Source organism: Streptomyces camelliae (assembly GCF_027625935.1).
In the GTDB taxonomy this organism is placed as follows: domain Bacteria; phylum Actinomycetota; class Actinomycetes; order Streptomycetales; family Streptomycetaceae; genus Streptomyces; species Streptomyces camelliae.
Window position 1 is genome coordinate 4,005,900 of the sequence record NZ_CP115300.1, and the last position, 22,430, is coordinate 4,028,329.

At 71.0% G+C, this 22,430-nt stretch carries 21 protein-coding genes; 5 read left to right on the forward strand and 16 right to left on the reverse strand.

Translation table 11 applies throughout. The annotated features are described in order from the left end of the window. Positions 1–64 precede the first annotated feature (64 nt). Positions 65–1,504, reverse strand: a complete 1,440-nt coding sequence (locus O1G22_RS18215) for a helix-turn-helix domain-containing protein (protein ID WP_270082312.1) — start codon at positions 1,502–1,504, stop codon at positions 65–67. A 189-nt stretch (positions 1,505–1,693) separates the two neighbouring features. Between O1G22_RS18215 and O1G22_RS18220 the strand changes: the two genes are divergently transcribed. Further along, positions 1,694–2,413, forward strand: a complete 720-nt coding sequence (locus O1G22_RS18220) for a DUF4232 domain-containing protein (RefSeq protein WP_428986375.1) — start codon at positions 1,694–1,696, stop codon at positions 2,411–2,413. A 13-nt stretch (positions 2,414–2,426) separates the two neighbouring features. Here O1G22_RS18220 and hemB read toward each other — a convergent pair whose 3' ends face one another. Then, positions 2,427–3,419, reverse strand: coding sequence for a porphobilinogen synthase (hemB, locus tag O1G22_RS18225; protein ID WP_270082314.1), 993 nt, complete (start codon positions 3,417–3,419; stop codon positions 2,427–2,429). 207 nt (positions 3,420–3,626) lie between these two features. Here hemB and O1G22_RS18230 point away from each other — a divergent pair, with 207 nt between their 5' ends. Beyond that, the gene (locus O1G22_RS18230; protein WP_270082315.1) at positions 3,627–4,619 is read left to right on the forward strand and encodes a phospholipase D-like domain-containing protein; all 993 of its coding nucleotides are present in this window, start codon (positions 3,627–3,629) and stop codon (positions 4,617–4,619) included. 44 nt (positions 4,620–4,663) lie between these two features. On the opposite strand, the gene O1G22_RS18235 is transcribed toward O1G22_RS18230, so the two are convergent. From O1G22_RS18235 to O1G22_RS18260, 6 genes are all read right to left on the reverse strand, one after another. Beyond that, entirely contained in the window at positions 4,664–5,428 is a 765-nt protein-coding gene (locus tag O1G22_RS18235) for a hypothetical protein (RefSeq protein WP_270082316.1), read from the reverse strand. A 117-nt stretch (positions 5,429–5,545) separates the two neighbouring features. Next, positions 5,546–7,252 (reverse strand): bifunctional uroporphyrinogen-III C-methyltransferase/uroporphyrinogen-III synthase, encoded by a 1,707-nt coding sequence (locus tag O1G22_RS18240; protein WP_270082317.1) that lies wholly within the window; start codon positions 7,250–7,252, stop codon positions 5,546–5,548. Further along, positions 7,249–8,208: a hydroxymethylbilane synthase gene (gene hemC, locus O1G22_RS18245; RefSeq protein ID WP_270082318.1), complete on the reverse strand. Its 960-nt coding sequence runs from the start codon at positions 8,206–8,208 to the stop codon at positions 7,249–7,251. The genes O1G22_RS18240 and hemC overlap by 4 nt, the downstream gene beginning before the upstream one ends. Next, positions 8,205–9,875 (reverse strand): glutamyl-tRNA reductase, encoded by a 1,671-nt coding sequence (locus tag O1G22_RS18250; protein WP_270082319.1) that lies wholly within the window; start codon positions 9,873–9,875, stop codon positions 8,205–8,207. The genes hemC and O1G22_RS18250 overlap by 4 nt, the downstream gene beginning before the upstream one ends. Further along, on the reverse strand, positions 9,872–10,666 hold the full coding sequence (locus O1G22_RS18255; protein ID WP_270082320.1) for a redox-sensing transcriptional repressor Rex: 795 nt from the start codon (positions 10,664–10,666) through the stop codon (positions 9,872–9,874). The genes O1G22_RS18250 and O1G22_RS18255 overlap by 4 nt, the downstream gene beginning before the upstream one ends. A 280-nt stretch (positions 10,667–10,946) precedes the next feature. After that, on the reverse strand, positions 10,947–11,228 hold the full coding sequence (locus O1G22_RS18260) for a glutaredoxin family protein (RefSeq protein WP_270082321.1): 282 nt from the start codon (positions 11,226–11,228) through the stop codon (positions 10,947–10,949). A gap of 94 nt (positions 11,229–11,322) precedes the next feature. Here O1G22_RS18260 and O1G22_RS18265 point away from each other — a divergent pair, with 94 nt between their 5' ends. The 3 genes from O1G22_RS18265 to O1G22_RS18275 all read left to right on the forward strand — a co-directional run bounded on the left by O1G22_RS18265 (position 11,323) and on the right by O1G22_RS18275 (position 14,871). Further along, a complete protein-coding gene (locus O1G22_RS18265; RefSeq protein ID WP_225101552.1) occupies positions 11,323–12,252 on the forward strand; it encodes an HAD family hydrolase in 930 nt (309 codons plus the stop codon). 315 nt (positions 12,253–12,567) lie between these two features. Next, on the forward strand, positions 12,568–13,347 hold the full coding sequence (locus O1G22_RS18270; RefSeq protein ID WP_225101553.1) for an ECF subfamily RNA polymerase sigma factor, BldN family: 780 nt from the start codon (positions 12,568–12,570) through the stop codon (positions 13,345–13,347). Positions 13,348–13,584: 237 nt separating this feature from the next. After that, entirely contained in the window at positions 13,585–14,871 is a 1,287-nt protein-coding gene (locus O1G22_RS18275) for a DUF5667 domain-containing protein (protein ID WP_270082322.1), read from the forward strand. A gap of 523 nt (positions 14,872–15,394) precedes the next feature. Here O1G22_RS18275 and O1G22_RS18280 read toward each other — a convergent pair. The 8 genes from O1G22_RS18280 to O1G22_RS18315 all read right to left on the reverse strand — a co-directional run bounded on the left by O1G22_RS18280 (position 15,395) and on the right by O1G22_RS18315 (position 22,411). Further along, complete coding sequence (locus O1G22_RS18280; RefSeq protein ID WP_270082323.1) at positions 15,395–16,501, reverse strand: lysophospholipid acyltransferase family protein; 1,107 nt, start codon at positions 16,499–16,501, stop codon at positions 15,395–15,397. A 14-nt stretch (positions 16,502–16,515) separates the two neighbouring features. Next, entirely contained in the window at positions 16,516–17,577 is a 1,062-nt protein-coding gene (locus tag O1G22_RS18285; protein WP_270082324.1) for an NAD-dependent epimerase/dehydratase family protein, read from the reverse strand. A gap of 215 nt (positions 17,578–17,792) precedes the next feature. Then, entirely contained in the window at positions 17,793–17,891 is a 99-nt protein-coding gene (locus tag O1G22_RS18290) for a 30S ribosomal protein bS22 (RefSeq protein ID WP_003948845.1), read from the reverse strand. Between the two features lie 133 nt (positions 17,892–18,024). After that, complete coding sequence (locus O1G22_RS18295) at positions 18,025–18,237, reverse strand: helix-turn-helix domain-containing protein (protein WP_158727370.1); 213 nt, start codon at positions 18,235–18,237, stop codon at positions 18,025–18,027. 129 nt (positions 18,238–18,366) lie between these two features. Then, positions 18,367–19,191 carry a phosphatase gene (locus tag O1G22_RS18300; RefSeq protein WP_428986496.1) on the reverse strand — a complete coding sequence of 275 codons (825 nt, stop codon included), beginning with the start codon at positions 19,189–19,191 and terminating at the stop codon, positions 18,367–18,369. 95 nt (positions 19,192–19,286) lie between these two features. Further along, entirely contained in the window at positions 19,287–20,459 is a 1,173-nt protein-coding gene (locus O1G22_RS18305; RefSeq protein ID WP_225101558.1) for an acetoin utilization protein AcuC, read from the reverse strand. Further along, complete coding sequence (locus O1G22_RS18310) at positions 20,410–21,621, reverse strand: MFS transporter (RefSeq protein WP_270082326.1); 1,212 nt, start codon at positions 21,619–21,621, stop codon at positions 20,410–20,412. Before O1G22_RS18310 ends, O1G22_RS18305 begins: the two co-directional genes overlap by 50 nt. 88 nt (positions 21,622–21,709) lie before the next feature. Next, the gene (locus O1G22_RS18315) at positions 21,710–22,411 is read right to left on the reverse strand and encodes a VC0807 family protein (protein WP_270082327.1); all 702 of its coding nucleotides are present in this window, start codon (positions 22,409–22,411) and stop codon (positions 21,710–21,712) included. Between the last annotated feature and the right edge of the window lie 19 nt (positions 22,412–22,430).

Consider the following 22,430-nt stretch of genomic DNA (forward strand, 5'->3'; position numbering starts at 1 on the left):
CTGGATCCGGCCACCCTAGAGAAGGTGCGTGCCATCTACACCGGTAATTCCACGATCCGGACCCTCAGTTGGCCTCGGCCGCCGGTTTCCAGGTGTTGCCGCCCAGCGGGAAGGCGTACGCGGGCCGCCCGTTGTTCCCGCTGGTGCGCAGCGGCCGGCCGTTGTCGCCGATCAGCAGCGTGCCGTGCCGGGTCCCGCTGGACCAGGACAGCTCCAGGTACCAGCTGACGTCGTACGCGGACGCGTCGGCCGTGACATGGAAGACCTCGGGGTCCGCGCGGCTCACCTTGAACGGGAAGTCCTGCTGCCCGGACTCCGGTACGACCTGGGGGCGCAGGGCGTCCAGGGCGACCGTGAAGGCCCGCGTCGGCACGCCCCCGCCGCAGCCCACACCGGGATAGCCCATGGCGTAGTCGTTCCACGCGAGCGGCGCCCGCCGGCCGGCCATGCGCACGGACAGCCCCTCCAGTACGACGGTGTCCGCGCCGGTGCCCTGCACGGTGAACGTGACGTACTGCTCCCCCGCCGAGACCGCCTGGTGCACGGCCACCCAGGCGGGCGCGTCCTGCTCCAGCGGCGGCGGGGAGACGTCGCCCGGCGCCCGGTCGATCAGATAGTGCTGGGAACAGGGGGACGGCCAGGAGTACGGGTGCGTGGTCACCGCGAGGGGCACAGCGGCGGTGTCCGTGCCGCCGGCCGCGCCGGTGGGGGTGCGTGCGGCGCCGCTCGGCTGGTCGCCGGGCGACGCACCGGAGCCCGTGGCCGAGGTACCGGACGGGGACGAGGACGAAGAGGGCGAACGGCTGGGGTCCGTCCCGTGCGCCGCGCCGGCCGTCGGCGCGTGCTGCCCTACGGCCCCGGAGCCCGCGGCGGCCGGCCCGCCCTTTCCGTCCGCCTCCGCGCCGCCGGAGGGAAGGGTGAGGGCGAGCGCCACGCTGCCGAGCACGGCGGTGAGGGCGAGGGCGGAGAGGAGGACGGTCCGGGTACGGCGCCGGGTGCGGATGCGGGCGTCCGGCACGGGCTCGGGGACATCCGACACCGGCGGCTCCAGCTCCGGGACACTCGGCGCCGGCTCGGCCTCCGGCTCCGGGACACCCCCCACCGGCACCTGCACCGGCACCGCCTCCGGCGCCGGCTCCGGCTCCGGCTCCGGGGCAGCCACCGTCTCCGACGCCGACGCCGACGCCGACGTCGGCACCGGCACCGGCACCGCCTCCTGCGCGGCCTCCTCCCGTGCCGCCGGATCCTTCCTCCCCCGCCCCGCGTCCGCCAGCACCCACCGCCGGTGCAGCTCCACCAGCTCCTCCGGCGTGGCCTTGCACAGGCGGGCAAAACGCTCGACGGGGGCGTAGTCGGTCGGTACGGCGTCCCCGTTGCAGTAGCGGTGGAGCGTCGACGTACTCATGTGGAGCCGCTTGGCGAGCGTGCCGTAGCTGTGTCCGGAGCGGTTCTTCAACTCCCGCAGAAGCTCGGCGAAACCGCTCTCCATGGTGCCGTCTGCCACCGTCTCCCCTCCCCCTCGTCCCATCCCGGCGTTCCAGGAAGGGGCTGTTTCCGCAGGTCAGCACCTGTGGGGGCGTTCCAGCGTCCCGGATCGGCCGTGATCTCTGGCGGCCGGGACAAGGCCCCGCACAGGCTGTGACTCATCCAAACACGCCAACTGGCCCAGCCTGAAAGAGGACTTGCCATGCGAATGCGCCACATCCGTCTGCTCGCCGCCACCGGCACCGCGGTGACCGCCCTCGCGCTCAGCGCGTGCGGTGGCAACGGGACGGGAACGAAGGACGAGGGCGCCTCGCGGTCGGTGTCGCCGACGGCGTCGTCATCGTCGTCGGCGTCGACGGGTACCCAGACGTCCTCCGGCGCCACGGCGGGCGGCGGGACGACCGGTGGCGGGACGGCGAACGGCACACCCGTGGCCCGTACCCACGGACCGGTCGCCAAGCCGGGCGCCGGCAAGACGACGGGCACCGGCACCGGCTCCTCACCCGTCCTCTGCAACGGCGCGAACACCCGCGTCACCGCCCAGCCGGTCACCCGCCCCCTGAACCACATGCTGCTCACGGTGACGAACACGGGCAGCAGGACCTGCCTGCTGCCGTACTACCCGGTGCTGCGCTTCGACGAGATGCAGTGGGCGCCGCAGGGGGCGAAGGACACCCAGCCGCAGGCGGTGACGACGCTGCAGCCGGGCGAGTCGGGGTACGCGGGCGTGCTGCTGTCGGCCGCCGACGGCAGCGGCGAGGGCGGGACGACCGGCCACAAGCTGACGGTGATGTTCCAGGGCCGCACGCCGAACAGCGACGGCGGCCCCGCCGCGACCCCGGCCCTGCCGGCGAAGGGCGTCTACTACGACAGCTCGCTGACCGTGACGTACTGGCAGCAGAACCGGGAAGACGCCCTCAACTGGTGAGCCCCGCAAGGGACTAGTGCAGCTTCCGGGCCACCTCGGTCGCCCAGTAGGTGAGGATGTTCCGGGCGCCGGCCCGCTTGATGCCCGTCAGGGTCTCGAAGATGGCCTGGTCCCGGTCCACCCAGCCCTTCTCGGCGGCGGCCTCGACCATCGAGTACTCGCCGGAGATCTGGTAGGCGACGACCGGCACGTCCACGCTGTCGGCGACCCGGGCGAGGATGTCGAGGTACGGCCCGGCCGGCTTGACCATGACCATGTCGGCGCCCTCTTCCAGATCGAGGGACAGCTCCCGCAGGGACTCGCGCCAGTTGGCGGGGTCCTGCTGGTACGTCTTGCGGTCGCCCTTGAGCGAGGAGGCGATGGCCTCGCGGAAGGGGCCGAAGAAGGCGGAGGAGTACTTGACGGTGTAGGCGAGGATGGCGACGTCCTCGCGGCCGATCTGGTCGAGCGCGTCACGGATGACGCCGATCTGGCCGTCCATCATCCCGCTGGGGCCCACGACATGGGCTCCGGCGTCGGCCTGCACCTGGGCCATCTCGGCGTACCGCTCCAGGGTGGCGTCGTTGTCGACCCGGCCCTCGGCGTCCAGCACGCCGCAGTGGCCGTGGTCGGTGGTCTCGTCGAGGCAGAGGTCGGACATGACGAGCAGGTCGTCACCGACCTCGGCGCGTACGTCCCGGATGGCGACCTGCAGGATGCCGTCCGGGTCCGTCCCCGGCGTCCCGAGCGCGTCCTTCTTCGCCTCCTCCGGCACGCCGAACAGCATGATCCCGGAGATTCCGGCCTGGACGGCCTCCAGCGCGGCCTTCTTCAGGCTGTCGCGGGTGTGCTGCACGACCCCGGGCATCGCGGCGATCGGCACGGGCTCGCTCACGCCCTCGCGGATGAACGCCGGAAGGATGAAGTCGGCGGGGTGCAGGCGGGTCTCGGCGACCATCCGGCGCATGACGGGCGAGGTCCGCAGCCGCCGGGGACGCGTACCGGGAAAGGATCCGTACTTCGTCATGCCTTCTACGCTACGCCCGCCCGGACACCGCCTTTGCCAACACCATGTCGGCCGCCGAGAGGCCTCAACCGGGGCATAGCGGCGCCCTGATACCAAGTTTTTGCGCTCCCCTGGCCGTCCCTGGAACCGCACGCCTCCCCAGCGTTCTACGCGCGTGGTGTCATGCACGCGCCACCCCCTCCCGTGAGCTCACCCCAGGAGTCACGCATGCTGTGGAAGGTCCTCGGCCGGGCGGGCGTCGCCCTGGCCGCCGGCGCCGCCGTCGTCGCCACCGCCATCCCCGCGAACGCCGCGAGCTACTCCGCGTTCGCCTTCTCCCAGAGCGGCAGCCAGCCCGCCGTCTACGACTTCATCAACTCGGCCACCACCACGCTCGACATGACGATGTACGAGCTGGAGGACACCACCGCCGTCAACGACCTCATAGCCCTGAAGAACAAGGGCGTGACGGTCCGCGTCATCCTCGACCGCCAGCACCAGAGCGCCAACGGCCCGGCGTACACGTCCCTGACGAACGCGGGCATAGGCGTCGTCTGGTCCTCCTCCGCCTACGTCTACACCCACCAGAAGACGATCACGGTCGACGGCGTGAAGTCCCTGATCATGACGGGGAACCTGACGTCCCAGTACTACACGACCAGCCGGGACTACGGGGTCTTCACCGACGACACCCGGGACGTCGCCTCCATCGAAAAGGTCTTCAACGCCGACTACACGGCCACGTCGATCACCCCCACCGACGGCGACCACCTCCTGTGGTCCCCCACCGACTCCCGCAACCGCCTGGTGTCCTTCATCAACTCCGCGACCAGGACGCTCGACGTGGAGGAACTGGAGTTCAGCGACAGCACGGTGGTCAACGCGATCGTGGCCCGCGCCAAGGCGGGCGTGACGGTCCGCGTGGTCCTGGAGAACCCCTCCAGCTACTCCAGCGAGGTCGCCGAGATCAAGGCCGCCGGCGGCACGGTCGTCGGCTACTCCGACCCCAACGGTTTCTACATCCACGCCAAGGCGATGGTCGCCGACTACGGCCTGTCCACCCAGGAGGTGGAGGCCGGCTCGATGAACATCAGCAGCAACTCCCTGAGCAACAACAGGGAGCTGGGCATCATCCTGACCGGCACGGGCGTGGCCCAGCCGGTGGCCCAGACGATCGAGACGACGTTCGCCGGCGACTACGCGGGCGGCACGGCGGCCTGACCGGAGAGGGCCGGGTGGGTGCCGGGTCGGCTCCCACCCGCCCCTCAGCGTCCGCCGAACCTCGCGAGCACGCGATCGGCGATCTCCCTGCGGTCGTTGGCGCGGAGCAGCCCGGAACGGAGCTGCTCCAGGCGGCGGACCACGCTGAGCGGAACCTGCTCCGCCTCCAGGTCGTCCACGCATCTGCCGACCGCCTGGAGCGCCCAGTACTGGTTGAAGGGCAGCGGTTCGCCGGTGGCCGCGTCCACCAGCGCGCCGAGCACCTCCGGCTCCGGCAGCGCGTACAGGCGCGCGTAGGCCGCCAGGCGCAGTCCGGCGTCCTGGGAGCCGAGCAGCGTACCGGCGTCGAAGTCACGCACCCGCTGGGTCACGCGCACCAGGCGGGCGAAGATCTGGTCCATCCGGTGGTTCCGCGCCGCACCGCTGCGCTGCTGCAGGCGTACGTTCACGTATTCGGCGGCCAGTTCCCGGACCGCGTCCCAGGCGGCGGTGTCGTCCACGGTCCCGCCCTCAGGGCCGTCACCGACGAGCGCCGCGTTCGCCGTCCGCTGGACGGCGTCGATCCTGCGCTCGATGTCCCGGAACTCGATCCTGCCGATGCCCGGCACCTCGATACTGCGGAACAGGTCTCCGAGCCACGGCACGACCGCCACCGCGAGCAGCATCACCGTGACGCCGTCGATCCTGAGTCCGGGCGCCAGGACATGCAGAACAGCGGCTCCCACTCCGAGGCACGTCAACACCACCGCGACGGCACGACGCCGTATCCAGGCCGCCCCCGCACGCCGCCCCCGCTCCCCCTCAGCCATACCGGGCAGCATCGCAGACACACGGGATGCGCTGCCATCCCCCGGTCAGGAGTGGCCCCGGCACCGCCGGGGAACGGATCCGGCGGAGCGCCCCGGAAAGGAGCGCTCCGCCGTCTCTCAGGTCGTCGTGCGGCGCCGGCGCGACCCCGGCCGTCGTTCGCTCGGCCGTGTCACCGGATCCCCGGCCTCCACCGCCGCGGCCCGCCGCTTCATGCCGTACTCCGCCAGCGCCTCCGCCAGCTTGTGCACGGACGGCTCCGGAGCCATGACGTCGACCCGCAGGCCGTGCTCCTCGGCGGTCTTGGCGGTCGCCGGGCCGATACACGCGATCACCGTCACGTTGTGCGGCTTGCCCGCGATACCCACCAGGTTCCGCACCGTGGACGACGACGTGAAGAGGACCGCGTCGAAGCCGCCGCCCTTGATCGCCTCCCGCGTCTCCGCCGGCGGCGGCGAGGCGCGCACGGTCCGGTAGGCCGTGACGTCGTCGACCTCCCAGCCCAGCTCGATGAGACCGGCGACCAGCGTCTCCGTGGCGATGTCCGCCCGCGGCAGGAACACCCGGTCGATGGGGTCGAACACCGGGTCGTACGGCGGCCAGTCCTCCAGCAGACCCGCCGCCGACTGCTCACCGCTCGGCACCAGATCCGGCTTCACGCCGAAGGCGACCAGCGCCTTCGCCGTCTGCTCACCGACCGCAGCCACCTTGATACCCGCAAAAGCCCGAGCGTCAAGGCCGTACTCCTCGAACTTCTCCCGGACCGCCTTCACCGCGTTGACCGACGTGAACGCGATCCACTCGTAGCGGCCCGTCACCAGGCCCTTGACCGCCCGCTCCATCTGCTGGGGCGTGCGCGGGGGCTCCACCGCGATGGTCGGGACCTCGTGCGGGACGGCGCCGTAGGACCGCAGCTGGTCGGAGAGCGACGCCGCCTGCTCCTTCGTACGCGGCACGAGCACCTTCCAGCCGAACAGCGGCTTGGACTCGAACCACGACAGCTGGTCGCGCTGGGCGGCGGCGGAACGCTCACCGACCACGGCTATCACCGGCCGGCCGCCGTCCGGCGACGGCAGGACCTTCGCCTGCTTCAGGGTCTGCGCGATCGTGCCGAGCGTCGCCGTCCAGGTGCGCTGGCGGGTCGTCGTACCGGCGATCGTGACCGTCAGCGGGGTGTCCGGCTTGCGGCCCGCGGAGACCAGCTCGCCCGCCGCCGCGGCCACCGAGTCGAGGGTCGTCGACACGACCACCGTGCCGTCCGACGCGCCCACCTCCGTCCAGCAGCGGTGGGAGGCCGTACGGGCGTCCACGAACCGGACGTCCGCGCCCTGCGCGTCCCGCAGCGGCACACCGGCGTACGCGGGCACGCCGACGGCGGCCGCCACACCCGGTACGACCTCGAAGGGCACACCGGCGGAGGCGCAGGCGAGCATTTCCTCGGCCGCGTACGTATCAAGTCCCGGGTCCCCGGACACCGCACGGACGACCCGCCTGCCGGACCGCGCGGCCTCCATGACAAGATGAGCGGCATCCCGGGCAGGAGACGGGGCAGCGGCGGTTGTTGACGTGCCGTCAACGACCGTGAGCTGCGGCGTGCCCGTGCCCGGTGGCGAAACCGAGGAGGGAGCGTCCGTCCGCACGACGGAGACGCCCTGCCGTGCGTGCGTCCGGATGACGTCGAGCACCTCGTGCTCGGCGATCAGGACGTCCGCGTGCGACAGCGCCTCCACTGCGCGCAGAGTCAGCAGTCCCGGATCCCCGGGTCCGGCACCGAGGAAGGTGACGTGCCCGTGTTCGAGGCCGGCGGGAAGGGTGGTGGGGCTCAATGTGCTCGCTCCCCCATCAGACCGGCCGCGCCCTGGGCGAGCATCCGGGTCGCGAGGTCGCGGCCGAGTGCGATCGCCTGGGTCTCCGTCTGGGGCACGGGACCGGTGGTGGACAACTGCACCATGCGGGTGCCGTCGGTCGTGCCGACGACGCCGCGCAGGCGCATTTCGTTGACAGTCTGCCCGTCGGCCAGAAGGTCGGCCAGCGCGCCCACAGGGGCGGAGCAGCCGGCCTCCAGGGCGGCGAGCAGTGACCGTTCGGCGGTGACGGCGACCCGGGTGAACGGGTCGTCGAGCTCGCCGAGCGCGGCGATCAGGTCCGCGTTGCCCGCGGCACACTCGATCGCCAGGGCCCCCTGGCCGGGGGCGGGCAGAACCGTGTCGACCGACAGGAAGTCGGTCACCTCGTCGATCCGGCCGATCCGGTTGAGTCCGGCGGCGGCCAGCACGACCGCGTCCAGTTCGCCGTCGTGGACGTACCGGATGCGGGTGTCCACGTTGCCGCGGATCGGGACCGTCTCTATGTCCAGGCCGTGGGCGCGGGCGTACGCGTTCAGCTGCGCCATGCGGCGCGGCGAACCGGTGCCGATGCGGGCCCCGCGCGGCAGGTCGGTGAACTTCAGGGCGTCCCGGGCGACGATCACATCGCGCGGGTCCTCGCGCTCCGGTACGGCGGCCAACACCAGGTCCGTGGGCTGCGCGGTCGGGAGGTCCTTGAGCGAATGAACCGCGAAGTCGACCTCGCCACGTATCAGCGCGTCGCGCAGCGCCGTCACGAAGACGCCGGTGCCGCCGATCTGCGCGAGGTGCTCGCGGGAGGTGTCGCCGTAGGTGGTGATCTCGACCAGCTCCACGGGCCGTCCGGTCACCTGGCGGACGGCCTGCGCCACCTGCCCGGACTGGGCCATGGCGAGCTTGCTCCGCCTCGTCCCCAGCCTCAGTGCTCTCTCAGTCATGCCGGTCGGTCCTTCGTGTCTGTGCTGTCCTCGGCCCGGGAGACGGAGGCGACCGTCTCGGGGTCGAGGTCGAACAGGGTGCGCAGCGCGTCCGCGTACCCGGCGCCGCCGGGCTCGGCCGCGAGCTGCTTGACGCGTACGGTCGGCGCGTGCAACAGCTTGTCGACGACCCGGTGCACGGCCTGCCGGATCTCGCCGCGCTGCCGTTCGTCGAGGTCGGGCAGGCGGCCGTCGAGCCGCGCGATCTCACCGGCGACGACGTCGGCGGCCATGGTGCGCAGCGCGACCACGGTCGGCGTGATGCGTGCCGCCCGCTGTGCCGCGCCGAAGGCCGCGACCTCGTCGGAGACGATACGCCGGACCAGGTCCACATCGGCCGCCATCGGAGCGTCCGCGGAGGCCTCGGCGAGGGACTCGATGTCCACCAGCCGCACCCCGGCCAGCCGGTGCACGGCCGCGTCGATGTCGCGGGGCATGGCCAGGTCGAGGAGGAAGAGGAAGGGCGCCGGCCGCTCGGCCGGCGGCTCGGGCTTGCGCCGCTCGGGGATCCGGCCGGCCGTCGCGACGGTCGCGGCGAGCGCGGTGATCAGCTCGGCGTCCGCCTCGGGCGTACGACGCTCCCGGCGGCCGGCCGTCGCCCCCGCGACCCAGGCCGCGTGCTGCTCCAGGGTGGCCGCGTCCATCCCGGCCACGGCGGCCTCGCCCATGACCGAGAACCCGGGCTGTACGGCGGCCAGGTCCAGCGGGCAGTTCTCGTCGGCGGGCGCCGGCAGCGTCTTGGTGTGCACCTCGGCGAACGCGGTCTCGGCGACGACCGGCTGTCCGGTACGGCCCTCGGCCGCCTGCGCGACCGCCGCCGCCGTCAGCACCAGGCCCGTCGCCCCGGTACAGGAGACGACGACGTCGGCACGTGTCAGTTCGCCCGGCACGGCGGACATCTCCACGGCACGGGCGGTCACCGCGTTGTCGTCGGCGTCGGTCAGGATCTGAGCGAGGCGGTCGGCGCGCTCGAAGGTCCGGTTGGCGACGACGACCTCGGCGACCCCGGCCCGCGCGAGCGTGGCGGCGGCCAGCGAGGACATCGACCCGGCACCGATGACCAGGGCCTTCTTGCCCGCGGCCCAGTCCCGCACAGCTCCGCCGGCGGCCAGCTGCTCCAGGCCGAAGGTGACCAGGGACTGGCCGGCGCGGTCGATGCCGGTCTCGGAGTGGGCGCGCTTGCCGACCCGCAGGGCCTGCTGGAACAGGTCGTTGAGGAGCCGGCCGGCGGTGTGCAGGTCCTGCGCCTTGGCCAGGGAGTCCTTGATCTGGCCGAGGATCTGCCCCTCGCCGACGACCATCGAGTCCAGGCCGCAGGCCACCGAGAACAGGTGGTGGACGGCCCGGTCCTCGTAGTGGACGTAGAGGTAGGGGGTGAGCTCCTCCAGGCCGACGCCGCTGTGCTGGGCGAGCAGCGTGGACAGCTCGGCGACACCGGCGTGGAACTTGTCCACGTCGGCGTACAGCTCGATGCGGTTGCAGGTGGCGAGCACCGCGGCCTCGGTGGCGGGCTCCGCGGCGACCGTGTCCTGGAGCAGCTTGATCTGGGCGTCCGCGCTCAGCGCGGCCCGCTCCAGCACGCTCACCGGGGCGCTGCGGTGGCTCAGTCCGACGACGAGGAGACTCATGCCGGCATCACGGCGGGTACGTCCCCGTCGGGCCCCTGGTCGGCGGAATCGTCGGCGGACGTGCCATGGGCAGCAGCGGCGGCGGGCAGGGAGCCGATGTCGCCGGCCGCGGTCTCCATGGTGGTCTCCTCGCCGGCCTTGCGCTGCTCGTGGAAGGCGAGGATCTGGAGTTCGATCGAGAGGTCGACCTTGCGCACGTCGACGCCGTCCGGGACGGTCAGCACGGTCGGCGCGAAGTTCAGGATGGAGGTGACCCCGGCGGTCACGAGCCGGTCGCAGACCTGCTGGGCGGCGCCGGCGGGGGTGGCGATGACGCCGATGGAGACCCCGTTGTCCTTGATGATCCGCTCAAGGTCGTCCGTGTGCTGCACCGGGATGCCGGCGACGGGCTTGCCGGCCATCGCCGGGTCGGCGTCGATCAGGGCGGCCACGCGGAAGCCACGGGAGGCGAACCCGCCGTAGTTGGCCAGGGCGGCGCCGAGGTTACCGATACCGACGATCACGACCGGCCAGTCCTGGGTGAGGCCGAGTTCGCGGGAGATCTGGTAGACGAGATACTCCACGTCGTAGCCGACACCGCGCGTTCCGTAGGAGCCCAGGTACGAGAAGTCCTTGCGCAGCTTGGCGGAGTTGACCCCCGCGGCGGCCGCCAGCTCCTCGGAGGAGACCGTGGGCACCGAGCGCTCCGACAGCGCGGTCAGGGCTCGGAGGTACAGCGGAAGACGGGCGACGGTGGCCTCGGGAATCCCTCGGCTACGGGTCGCCGGTCGGTGTGTTCGGCCAGTTGCCACGGTGCTCCTGCGGGTAGAGCGGGGCTGCAGGCGGTCATACGTCCCCAGACCGCCCCGTCGACAGCAGGCTATGTCTTTGTGAACGCGTGCACAAAGATGGTGTCCGATTTGCCCGGCAGAAGTGACCGGGGTCACGCAGCCGCGGGGCCTTTGGCGGGAACCGCCACCCACGCGTGCGCGTTCCTTCGACACTGGGGGCAAAACCGCACACTCTCCTCACAAATCCCGCCCCCGAGACCAAACCGCCGTCGATCCTAAGCGACTTTCCGGCCAGTTTGGACTAGTCGGTCAGTGCCCGGCGCAGCCGCTCCTCGTTCACGCGCCAGAAGGTGTGCTGTTCACCGTCGATCAGTACGACCGGAATCTGCTCCCAGTACTGATCGTGCAGCGCCCGGTCCTGGGTGATGTCCTTCAGCTCGACGGGGACACCCAGATCACCGCAGACCTTCTCGACCACGGTCTGCGCGTCGTCGCACAGATGGCAGCCGGGCTTGCGGACGAGGGTGACCAGCCGCTCGCGCGGCGCGGCGTCACGACGGAAGAGAGGGCTCATACGGCCCATTCTCGCGCCTGCTTAACGGCTCGGTAGCGGAGAGTTCACGACCTTCCAACCTCTCGACTCCGGAAGCACCGAACAAACTGGCTATGCTCACCGCATGGCCGCTCTCGGATGGCTCACTCCCCGTAGGCGCTCCGCCACGGCGCGGAGCGTGTTGGCAGGCGAGGCCTCGGCGGAGGCCGCCCGCAAGTCCTCGCTGGAGGCGCAGGAGACCGCGCCGCCCGCGCGGACGGAACCGGAGTTCCCGGTCATCGGCGACACCCGGGCAGCGGCGTTCTTCGACCTCGACAACACCGTGATGCAGGGCGCCGCGCTGTTCCACTTCGGCCGCGGTCTGTACAAGCGCAAGTTCTTCGAGACCCGCGACCTCGCCAGGTTCGCCTGGCAGCAGGCGTGGTTCCGGCTGGCCGGCGTCGAGGACCCCGAGCACATGCAGGACGCCCGCGACTCCGCGCTGTCGATCGTCAAGGGCCACCGGGTCGCCGAGCTGGAGTCGATCGGCGAGGAGATCTACGACGAGTACATGGCCGACCGCATCTGGCCGGGCACCCGTGCCCTGGCCCAGGCCCACCTGGACGCGGGCCAGAAGGTGTGGCTGGTCACCGCGGCCCCGGTGGAGATCGCCCAGGTGATCGCCCGCCGCCTCGGCCTCACCGGCGCGCTCGGCACGGTCGCGGAGTCGGTCAGCGGCATCTACACCGGCAAGCTGGTCGGCGAACCGCTGCACGGCCCGGCGAAGGCGGAGGCGGTGCGCGCCCTGGCCGCGGCCGAGGGCCTCGACCTGTCCCGCTGCGCGGCCTACAGCGACAGCCACAACGACATCCCGATGCTCTCCCTGGTCGGCCACCCCTACGCCATCAACCCGGACGCCAAGCTCCGCAAACACGCCCGGGAGAAGGACTGGCGCCTGCGGGACTACCGCACCGGACGCAAGGCGGCAAAGGTCGGCATCCCCGCGGCGGCGGGCGTCGGAGCCGTGGCCGGTGGCACCGCGGCGGCGATCGCCCTGAGCCGGCGCCGCCGCTAGGCGACACCCCTTCGTCCACACCTCTCCGTCCACACCCCCGGCCGCGCGCGCCTGAATTATGCCGCGGCCATTTCAACACGCCCTGTACCTCACCGAAACAGGCCTGTTTTCGATCAACAACCGATCAGGCTACGGCACTTGATTGGGCGTCAATCAGCAACAGAAGCGACTCAATCGATGATTTGAGCAACTCGGTGTAGCAGTGCCTGCACGAAGCGTTATTCTCCTCAGACGCAAACCGGTACCCCTTCCGTCGCTACGACGGGTGAACGGTCCCGCACTGCACGTGATGGAAGCTCTGCCTCTGGGAGTCCCGTGTACCCACACGTCGGGGTTGACGCCTCGGGCCTGGCTACGCTGCGCGCAACAGTCGCAACGGTCAAAGAGACGCTGCGCGGCCTCGTCCCCACCGCGTACGCCGTCCCTGCCTTCGCCGCCGCCGCGCCCGCGAGCCCGTGCTACGCACTGGCCGACGGCAGCGCCGCCGTCGGCAGACGAGGCCGCGCCACCGGCGCCGCCACCGCCCGCCGCCCGGCCGCCGACAGCGACAGCGCCCGGATGATGGACCTGGTCGAGCGCGCCCAGGCCGGGGAGGCCGAGGCCTTCGGCCGGCTGTACGACCAGTACAGCGACACGGTGTACCGGTACATCTACTACCGCGTCGGCGGCCGGGCCACGGCCGAGGACCTCACGAGCGAGACCTTTCTGCGGGCCCTCCGCCGGATCGGCACCTTCACCTGGCAGGGCCGCGACTTCGGCGCCTGGCTGGTGACGATCGCCCGGAACCTCGTCGCCGACCACTTCAAGTCCAGCCGCTTCCGCCTGGAGGTCACCACCGGCGAGATGCTCGACGCCAACGAGGTCGAGCGCTCCCCGGAGGACTCCGTCCTGGAGTCGCTGTCGAACGCCGCGCTGCTCGACGCCGTACGCCGGCTCAACCCCCAGCAGCAGGAGTGCGTGACCCTCCGCTTCCTCCAGGGCCTCTCGGTCGCCGAGACCGCCCGCGTCATGGGCAAGAACGAGGGCGCCATCAAGACCCTCCAGTACCGCGCCGTCCGCACCCTCGCCCGGCTCCTGCCGGACGACGCACGCTGAGCCCGCCGCGACTCTGGGCGACGTTCAACTCACGTTCCGTGAAAGCCCGTTGCCTTTCTGACCCGATCATCCGGCATCCGTAACCCAAGTGCCGCGCCAGTCGTTGTGCGGGATACAGGCTCCCTGTGGTCACGTCCTGGCCGACCCTGATCACTCGATCGTGTGGATCGGTCACGGACGTGCAACCCTCAGGACCCCCTGGGGAGTCGACCGTCATGACGAGAGGAGGTGCCGCCAGTGATCGCGAACGTATCGGCCCACCGGCGGGCGAACGCCTTCGCCCAGGCCCTGGACGAGCAGTCCGACCGGGACACGGCGGCCGAGCGGTCAGCACCGGCGGAGTCACCACCGGCCACCGAGGAACAGTCCGAGCAGGGCGAGCTGCTGGCCCTCGCGGCCGGCCTCGGCGCGCTGCCCAAGCCACAGCTCGACCCCGAGGTCAAGGTCGTCCAGCGCGCCCAGCTGGTGGCCGCGATGGAGGCCATGCTCCAGGAGGGAACCGGAGCGGCGGATGCGTCGGTACCCAATCAAAAAGGGAGCGAAGCGACTTCGTTGGAAGGGCGGTGGCGGGAGACGGGTGGGCGCGCGGCCCGTTCCCGGGGCGCGCACCGGGCGGGTCCGCTGGGCAAGCTCCGCCCGCGTTCCCGGCTGACCAAGGGGCTCGCGGCGGGCGGGCTCAGCGTGGGCGTGGCCGCGGGAGCCTTCGGCGGAGTCGCCGCCGCCAGTTCGGACGCCCTGCCCGGTGACTCCCTCTACGGCCTCAAACGCGGCATCGAGGACTTCAAGCTCAACTACCTGACCGACGGCGACAACGCACGCGGCCAGACCTACCTCGACCAGGCCTCGACCAGGCTCAGCGAGGCCCGCCGGCTGCTGGAGCGCGGCCGCGGCGGACACCTCGACCACGAGTCCATCGGCGAGATCCGGCGCACGCTCTCCGGCATGCAGAGCGATGTCACCGAGGGCCACCGCCTGCTGCACGAGGCCTATGAGGCCGACCCGGACTCCCTGGGCCCCATCCAGGCCCTGTCGACCTTCTCCCGGTCCCACCGCGAGGCCTGGAGCGCGCTCAGCGACAGGCTCCCGGTGCAGCTCGGGGACGTCAAACAACAGGTCTCGTCGGTCTTCGACGCCATAGACCAGGAGGTCGCCCCCCTGGAGTCCCGCCTCCCGAAGCCCCCCACGGGCACCGGCACCGGCACGGACCAGGGCACCGGCTCGACATCGACAGGCCCCTCGGGCACCCACCGCGGCTCCGCCACCCCCAGCTCCTCCGGCTCGACCCCGTCCACCGGCAGACACGCCCGCCCGGACGACCCGACCGGCCCGGCGACCAGCACCACCGGCGACGGCCTCATCGGCGGCAACACCGGCGGCCTGCTCGACCCGCCGAAGACAGGCACGGGCGGCAACACCACCCAACCCACCGGCAAGCCCTCGACCCCGGCCCCGGACGTCACCCTGCCCCCACTCCTCCCAGGGCTCCTGCCAGGACTGGGGATCCAGGGCGAGGAGACGAACTAGTCCGATACGACAGCACAACGATGGGGGCGCCCCACCCGAGCGGAGCGCCCCCATCGCCGTACGTGAGCGGTCAAGCGGATCAGAAGAACACCGAGCGGCGCTGCACCAGCAGTTTGGCCCCTCCTGTCTGCTGCCCTCGCACTGCTCCGCAGGCTTCGGACAGCTGCGCCGGACTCCGTCCGCCGACTCCAGACAGCCGGAATCCGAGGCCACCATGCGCCGGTCGCTCAGAAGAACACCGAGCGGCGCTGCACCAACAGCTTGGCCCCTCCTGTCTGCTGCCCTCGCACTGCTCCGCAGGCTTCGGACAGCCGCGCCGGACTCCGTCCGCCGACTCCAGACAGCCGGAATCCGAGGCCACCATGCGCCGGTCGCTCAGAAGAACACCGAGCGGCGCTGCACCAACAGCTTGGCCCCTCCTGTCTGCTGCCCTCGCACTGCTCCGCAGGCTTCGGACAGCCGCGCCGGACTCCGTCCGCCGACTCCAGACAGCCGGAATCCGAGGCCACCATGCGCCGGTCGCTCAGAAGAACACCGAGCGGCGCTGCACCAACAGCTTGTACAGCGTGTGCTGGATCTGCTCCCTCACCTGGTCGGTCAGGTTGAACATCAGCATCGGGTCCTCCGCGGCCTCCGGCGGATAGCCGTCCGTGGGGATCGGCTCGCCGAACTGGATCGTCCACTTCGTCGGCAGCGGAATCGCGCCCAGCGGACCCAGCCAGGGAAACGTCGGCGTCAGCGGGAAGTACGGGAAGCCCAGCAGCCGCGCCAGCGTCTTCGCGTTGCCGATCATCGGGTAGATCTCCTCCGCCCCGACGATCGAGCACGGAATGATCGGCGCCCCCTGCCGCAGCGCCGTGGAGACGAAACCACCCCGGCCGAACCGCTGAAGCTTGTACCGCTCGCCGAAGGGTTTCCCGATCCCCTTGAACCCTTCCGGCATCACCCCGACCAGTTCGCCCTGCGCCAGCAGCCGTTCGGCGTCCTCCGCGCACGCCAGCGTGTGCCCGAGCTTGCGCGCCAGTTCGTTCACCACCGGCAGCACGAAGACCAGGTCGGCCGCGAGCAGCCGTAGATGGCGGTCGGCGGGATGGTGGTCGTGGACGGCGACCTGCATCATGAGGCCGTCCAGCGGCAGCGTCCCGGAGTGGTTGGCGACGATGAGCGCCCCGCCCTCGGCCGGGATGTTCTCGATGCCCTTCACGTCGACCCGGAAGTACTTCTCGTACACCGGCCGCAGCAGCGACATCAGGACCTGGTCGGTCAGCTCCTCGTCGAAACCGAAGTCGTCGACGTCGTAGTCCCCGGTCAGCCGGCGCCGCAGAAAGGCCAGCCCGGCCGCCACACGCCGCTCCAGACCGCCGTCCCGCCCACCGGCACCCGAGCGCCGGTCCAGCGACTCCTCCGCCTCCTCCGGTCCCTCAGGCCCCTCGGGCCCCTCCGCACGCCTCACAAACCCATCTTCCCGCGACCGGCCCCGCCCCGGCAGCGGCTGGACCTCACCCAGCTCACCGGACTCGCCCAGCGCACCGCGCCGGCCGCCCCCGCTCCGGCGCCGCGCCGGGCGTGCCGCGGCACCCCCGCGGGACCGGTGGTCGTCGTCGAACGGAATGACCTTGGCATCCGCCATCGTTGCTGCGCTCCTCAGTTGGCGCCGTGCGTGGGGAGGTGACCGCCGCCTTTCGCGGCCAGCGCGGCGATGCGGTCGACGGCCCCCGCGAGGGCCTCCGGCGGCAGCAGGCCCGGGCCCTGGCCGCGTACGAAGTCCGCGAATGTCTCCGCCGTCGTGTACCGGGGGGTGAAGCCGAGCGTCTCGCGCATCTGGCCGGTGTCCACCACCCGCCCGTGCGTGAGCAGCCGGATCTGCTCCGGTGAGAAGTCCGTCATACCGAGCGTACGCACCAGGGAACCGGCCCAGGTGACCGCGGGCAGCAGCAGCGGCACGGTGGGCCGCCCGAGCCGCCGCGAGCACTGCGAGAGCAGCAGCACACCGTCCCCGGCGATGTTGAACGTGCCGCTGTTGAGCGTGCCCCGGCGCGGCTCGTGCGAGGCGATCCTGAGCACTTCGACGACGTCGTCCTCGTGCACGAACTGCAGCCGCGGGTCGTAGCCGAACACGGTCGGCAGGACGGGCAGCGCGAAGTACGAGGCGAGCGGGGTGTCGGCGGTCGGCCCGAGGATGTTGGCGAACCGCAGCACGCACACCGCGACGTCCGGGCGCCGCCGGGCGAACCCGCGCACATACCCCTCGACCTCGACGGTGTCCTTCGCGAACCCGCCGCTCGGCAGCGACTTCGCCGACGTCGTCTCGGTGAACACGGCCGGATCGCGCGACGCGGAGCCGTAGACGTTCGTACTGGATTTGACCACCAGTCGCCTGACGGCCGGCGACTTCTGGCAGGCACCGAGCAGCTGCATGGTGCCGATGACGTTGGTCTCCTTGACCGTGGCCCGGTTGCCGCCGCCCAGCGCCGTGCCCGTCACATCCATGTGGACGACCGTGTCCGCGCCGGTCTCGGCCAGTACCCGGGCTATCGTCGGCAGCCGGATGTCGGCCTGGATGAAGTCGGCTCCGCCCAGATGATGCGCCGGCGGCACCGCGTCCACGGCGATCACCCGGTCGACCTCCGGATCCCGCTGGATCCGCCGTACGAACCGGCCGCCCAGCTGCCGGGCCACTCCGGTGACGAGCACGACCTTCCCCAAGATCAGCGCCTTCCTTCCGTCTGCCGTGTGCGGCCAACTTAGCGGGTCGGTGTTGCGCTGTGATGACCCCCTGATGCACGAAGTGACGGAAATTCACTGAACGGAATATGCCGGGTCCCCGGATCCTCGGATCCGTGCGACTCCGGATACGCCTGTGGCCCCCCACCAGTGTCGATGGGAGGCCACAGGGACACACGCTTCTCGCGCGCCGTCGCTTACTTCTTGTTGCGACGCTGAACGCGCGTGCGCTTGAGCAGCTTGCGGTGCTTCTTCTTGGCCATCCGCTTGCGCCGCTTCTTGATAACAGAGCCCACGACTACCCTCGCTCACTTCTCATCACTCGGTTGTTTGGGCGCCATGGGCCCACACGACCTACGAGGGGCTAGCCTACCCAACCGAGCGCCGAGGTCGTAATCGAGGGTCCTCCGGGTCTTCCCGGAAGCGTTGTCAGGCCGTTTCCACCCCCACATAGCTGTCGCGAAGGTACTCGTGTACCGCTTGCTCGGGGACGCGGAAGGACCGCCCCACCCGGATCGCGGGCAGATGACCGCTGTGCACCAGCCGGTACACGGTCATCTTCGACACTCGCATCACCGAGGCGACCTCCGCCACGGTAAGGAACTGAACCTCGTTCAGAGGCCTCTCGCCAGCTGCACCCATGACACACCTGAACCTTCCGCACTCGACGGCCACCGGCTTCCCCTTCCGGTGACTCTTCGTCGCTGCGTGCTCACTCCCCAATGTAGGGGCGGGTGATGCGAGTGGGGAAGAGGTGCACCCATCGCAGGCCTACTGTGACAGACACGCTCGTTTGAGTACGTAGCGGGTAAGCGGGCGGTAGTACACGGACCGCACACCGTCATCAACCGGAACGGCGACGGACACGGCCCCCTCAGCCTCCCCCACGAACAGCGCGGGATCGTCGACATCGCCGAGCCCGATGGCCTCGAACCCCAGCTGACCTGCACCGCAGACCCAACCATGATCCCCGATGACCAACTCGGGCAGGGGTCCCCCCGCCTCCGCCGCGGCCTCCAGCGCGACCCGAACCGGCAGCGGAGAATGACTGTGGACACCCGGCTCACAACCGGGGCGCTCGGCTCCCGGTTCTCGCACCAAGGCAACCCCTCGTACGTAGTCGAGGCGATGGGTACGTAGACCGAACCGGGTCAATATGTCGACACAGCGACCCTGCGCCGGGGTGAGCACCTCACATCCCACCGCCGAGAGCGCGTCCGCCAAGCCGGCGTAGAACCCGAGCAGGCGTCCCGGATGCCCGGTCCCGAACAACACGGGCGCCCCCCGCCGCGCGACGTCCCTGACCCGCCCGGCGAAGGCGTCCAGCGCGGCGACGGTCAGCTCCGGATCGATCACATCCGGACCGGACGTGTGCCGAGGATCAGCCGAGACCCCGCACTTCTCCGCCATCAGCGCAAGTAATTCCGGCTGCTTCCAGGGCCGTTGGGGATCGATCCCGATCAGCACCCGGGGATCCCGCGCAGCGAACAGCCGATAACTCCGCAGACTGTCCTCCCGGGAGGTGGCCACCTCCCCGGCCAGCCGGACAGCCACCAGATGCGCACGCAGAACACCGGCGTCCACCACGCCAGCGATGCTCGCGCACCGAGGGCGGGGGCGGACGGGGAACGCGGGGAATTCCGCACGGTTGGCGTAACGGGGGTCCAGGGGGACGGAGCCCCCTGGACCGGTCAGGGCAGCAGCCCTCGCAACGGAAACGCCGCCCGCCGAGTCGCCAGCACGGCCTGGTCCAAGCGATCGGCGGGGTCGTAACCCGCCTCCCACGACGCCCAGCTCACCGGCCACCGCCCATCGGTCATCCGCTGCGGCCCCAGCTGCCGAGTCCGGGCGAACACCTCCTGACGCCACCCCTCGGGAATCACCGCCTCCGGCGCCACCGGCTTCCCCGCGGCGATCCCCACCAGATGCGTCCACGACCGCGGCACGACCTCCACCACCGCGTACCCGCCCCCGCCCAGTGCGACCCACTTCCCGTCGGCGTACTCGTGCGCCAGCTCATGACACGCCACCTGCACCGCCCGCTGCGCGTCCAGCGACACCGCGAGATGAGCCAGCGGATCCTCGAAGTGCGTGTCGGCCCCGTGCTGCGACACGACCACCTGCGGCCGGAACTCGGCGAGCAGCTCCGGCACCACCGCGTGAAACGCCCGCAGCCACCCCGCGTCCCCGGTCCCCGCCGGCAGCGCCACATTCACGGCGGACCCCTCCCCGGCCCCGGCGCCGACCTCCTCCGGCCACCCGGTCTGCGGGAACAACGTACGAGGATGCTCATGCAGCGAGATCGTCAGAACCCGCGGATCCTCCCAGAACGCGGCCTGCACCCCGTCCCCGTGATGCACGTCCACATCCACATACGCGACCCGCTCGGCCCCCAGCTCCAGCAGCCGGGCGATGGCCAGCGAGGCGTCGTTGTAGATACAGAACCCCGACGCGCCCCCCGGCATCGCGTGATGCAGCCCGCCCGCGAAGTTCACGGCATGATCCGCGTCCCCCCGCCACACCGCCTCCGCCGCCCCCACCGACTGCCCCGCGATCAGCGCGGACACCTCGTGCATCCCGGCGAACGCGGGATCGTCGACCGTACCCAGCCCGTACGACCCGTCGGCCCCCGCCGGATCGGCGGACGCGGCCTTCACGGCGTCGATGTAGTCCTCACGATGGACCAGCCGCAGCGTCGACTCCCCGGCCGGCTTCGCCGCGACGACCTCCACCTCCCGGTCGAGCCCGAAGGCACCCACCAGTTTCCGGGTCAGTGCCAGCCGGACCGGATCCATCGGATGGTCCGGGCCGAAGTCATAGCCCGTTACTGCCTCGTCCCACATCAGCTGTGCGCGGCCGCTCATGCCCGCCACCGTATCGGTCCGGTTGAGCGGCGAACGACCTGGCGTACACCAACGTCACCAGCACCAACACCATCGGCACCAGCATCGCCCCGCGATAGCTCCACGCATCGCCCAAGGCCCCCACCAACGGCGAACCGACCAGAAAACCCACGTAATTGAAGATGTTCAGCCGCGCGACGGCCGCATCCGAAGCCCCGGGAAACAGCCTGCCGGCCGCCGCGAACGTCTGTGGCACCAGCACGCACAACCCCAGCCCCAGCAGCGTGAACCCGAGCATCCCGACCCACGCCCCGGGCGCCGACGCCACCACCGCGAACCCGCCGGCCGCCACCAGCGCCCCCAGCCGTACGACCGCCACGGCCCCGAACCGCCGCACCCCGAAGTCCCCGACGGTCCGCCCCACCAGTGTGGTCACCATGTACACGTTGTACGGCACAGTCGCCAGCTGCTCGCTGCTCCCCAGCACGTCCTTCAGATACTTCGCGCTCCAGTTGGAGACGGTCGAGTCCCCGATGTAGGCGAAGGTCATCACCAGACACAGCGGCAACAGCAGCTTGAAGACGACGCCCCCACCGGCACCCTGCGCCTCCTCCGCCGGCGCGGGCTCCCCGTCGACGTACCACCGGCTCCCGACGAACGCCGCCGGCAGCAGTACGGCCACCACGGGCAGGTACGACACCCAGAGCGCGAGATGCCAGTGCGCCCCGACCCAGGCCAGCGAGGCCCCCAGGATCCCGCCCAGGCTGTACGCGGCATGGAAGCTGAGCATGATGCTGCGCCCGTACGACCGCTGGAGGCTCACCCCGAGCATGTTCATGGAGGCGTCCAGCGCCCCCACGGCCAGCCCGAACGCCCCCAGCGCCACGGCCAGTTCCGCGATCTGCCCGCCGGCCCCGGCACCGAGCAGCGCCAGCAGCACCACCGGCTGGGACCAGCGCAGCAGCCGGCTGGGCCGTATCCGCTTCACCAGCTGCTCGGTGGTCACGCTGCCGACCCCGGCCAGGACCGGTACGGCGGCCAGGAAGACCGGCAGCAGCGCGTCGGAGACGCCGTACCGGTCCTGGATGGCCGGGATCCGTGTCACCAGCAGCGCGAAGGTGGCACCCTGCGCGAAGAAGCTGAACGCCAGCGAGGCCCTACCGCGCCGCAGCACATCAGTCATGGCGGCGAGCGTAGGGCCCCGGGCTACCTGTGGGTAGATCCAGCCAAAGATGAATTTCCTTCAGCTTCACCGAGAGGCCAGGGGCGCCTCAGGCGGCGACAGCCACCGCGGGCCGTCCGGCCGCCTGCTGGGCCGCGCCGTCCGCCACCTCGGCGGCGAGCATCCGCTCCATCGGCCCGACGGCCAGCCCGCCACTGACCACGAACCCGATCACCATCGCGCCGACCAGGAAGACGGAGCCGAGCCACACCATCGTGTCCACGGGAAGGGTGTACGCCCCCACGACCCGGGCGGAACACTCGGCGAGCAGCACCAGCCCCCAGACCACCGAGAACGCCTTCTCCTTGCTCCGGAAGGCCGCGGACCGGACCGACACCCCGGACACGAGCCGCTGCCAGGCCGCCTCCTTGGCCGCGTCGCCCTTCACCAGGAAAGGCTTCATACCGGCGGTCATCATCGGCTTGCCGAGCCAGACCGATGCCAGGATGCCGAGGGCGATGACGCTGCTGACCCCGCTGTCCTTGGCGAGCATCAGCCGGGGGTCGCCGGAGACGAAGCTCAGCAGCAGCGAGACGACGTTGACGACCAGGATGAGACCGGCCAGCGCGTTCGTCTTCCGCTCCCGCACCAGGCTTCCCACGGTCCGCACCGCCGGCACCACACTGCTCCAGGCGAGGGAGGCGAAGGTGCTCATCCCGAAGGCGTCCTTGAAGAGGTAGTACGACCCGAGCGGCACAGCCACGTCCAGGAGCAGCGGCCGGAAGTTCTGGATCCCCGTGTTCTTCGTCATGCCCCTAGCTTCGCCGCCG

Bases quoted from the DNA above. Each gene is read 5' to 3' on its own strand.
- O1G22_RS18220 (WP_428986375.1), top strand. From the start codon at position 1,694: ATGCGCCACATCCGTCTGCTCGCCGCCACCGGCACCGCGGTGACCGCC.
- hemB (WP_270082314.1), bottom strand. From the start codon at position 3,419: ATGACGAAGTACGGATCCTTTCCCGGTACGCGTCCCCGGCGGCTGCGG.
- O1G22_RS18230 (WP_270082315.1), top strand. From the start codon at position 3,627: ATGCTGTGGAAGGTCCTCGGCCGGGCGGGCGTCGCCCTGGCCGCCGGC.
- O1G22_RS18235 (WP_270082316.1), bottom strand. From the start codon at position 5,428: ATGGCTGAGGGGGAGCGGGGGCGGCGTGCGGGGGCGGCCTGGATACGG.
- hemC (WP_270082318.1), bottom strand. From the start codon at position 8,208: ATGACTGAGAGAGCACTGAGGCTGGGGACGAGGCGGAGCAAGCTCGCC.
- O1G22_RS18250 (WP_270082319.1), bottom strand. From the start codon at position 9,875: ATGAGTCTCCTCGTCGTCGGACTGAGCCACCGCAGCGCCCCGGTGAGC.
- O1G22_RS18260 (WP_270082321.1), bottom strand. From the start codon at position 11,228: ATGGGCCGTATGAGCCCTCTCTTCCGTCGTGACGCCGCGCCGCGCGAG.
- O1G22_RS18265 (WP_225101552.1), top strand. From the start codon at position 11,323: ATGGCCGCTCTCGGATGGCTCACTCCCCGTAGGCGCTCCGCCACGGCG.
- O1G22_RS18280 (WP_270082323.1), bottom strand. From the start codon at position 16,501: ATGGCGGATGCCAAGGTCATTCCGTTCGACGACGACCACCGGTCCCGC.
- O1G22_RS18295 (WP_158727370.1), bottom strand. From the start codon at position 18,237: ATGGGTGCAGCTGGCGAGAGGCCTCTGAACGAGGTTCAGTTCCTTACC.
- O1G22_RS18305 (WP_225101558.1), bottom strand. From the start codon at position 20,459: ATGAGCGGCCGCGCACAGCTGATGTGGGACGAGGCAGTAACGGGCTAT.
- O1G22_RS18310 (WP_270082326.1), bottom strand. From the start codon at position 21,621: ATGACTGATGTGCTGCGGCGCGGTAGGGCCTCGCTGGCGTTCAGCTTC.
- O1G22_RS18315 (WP_270082327.1), bottom strand. From the start codon at position 22,411: ATGACGAAGAACACGGGGATCCAGAACTTCCGGCCGCTGCTCCTGGAC.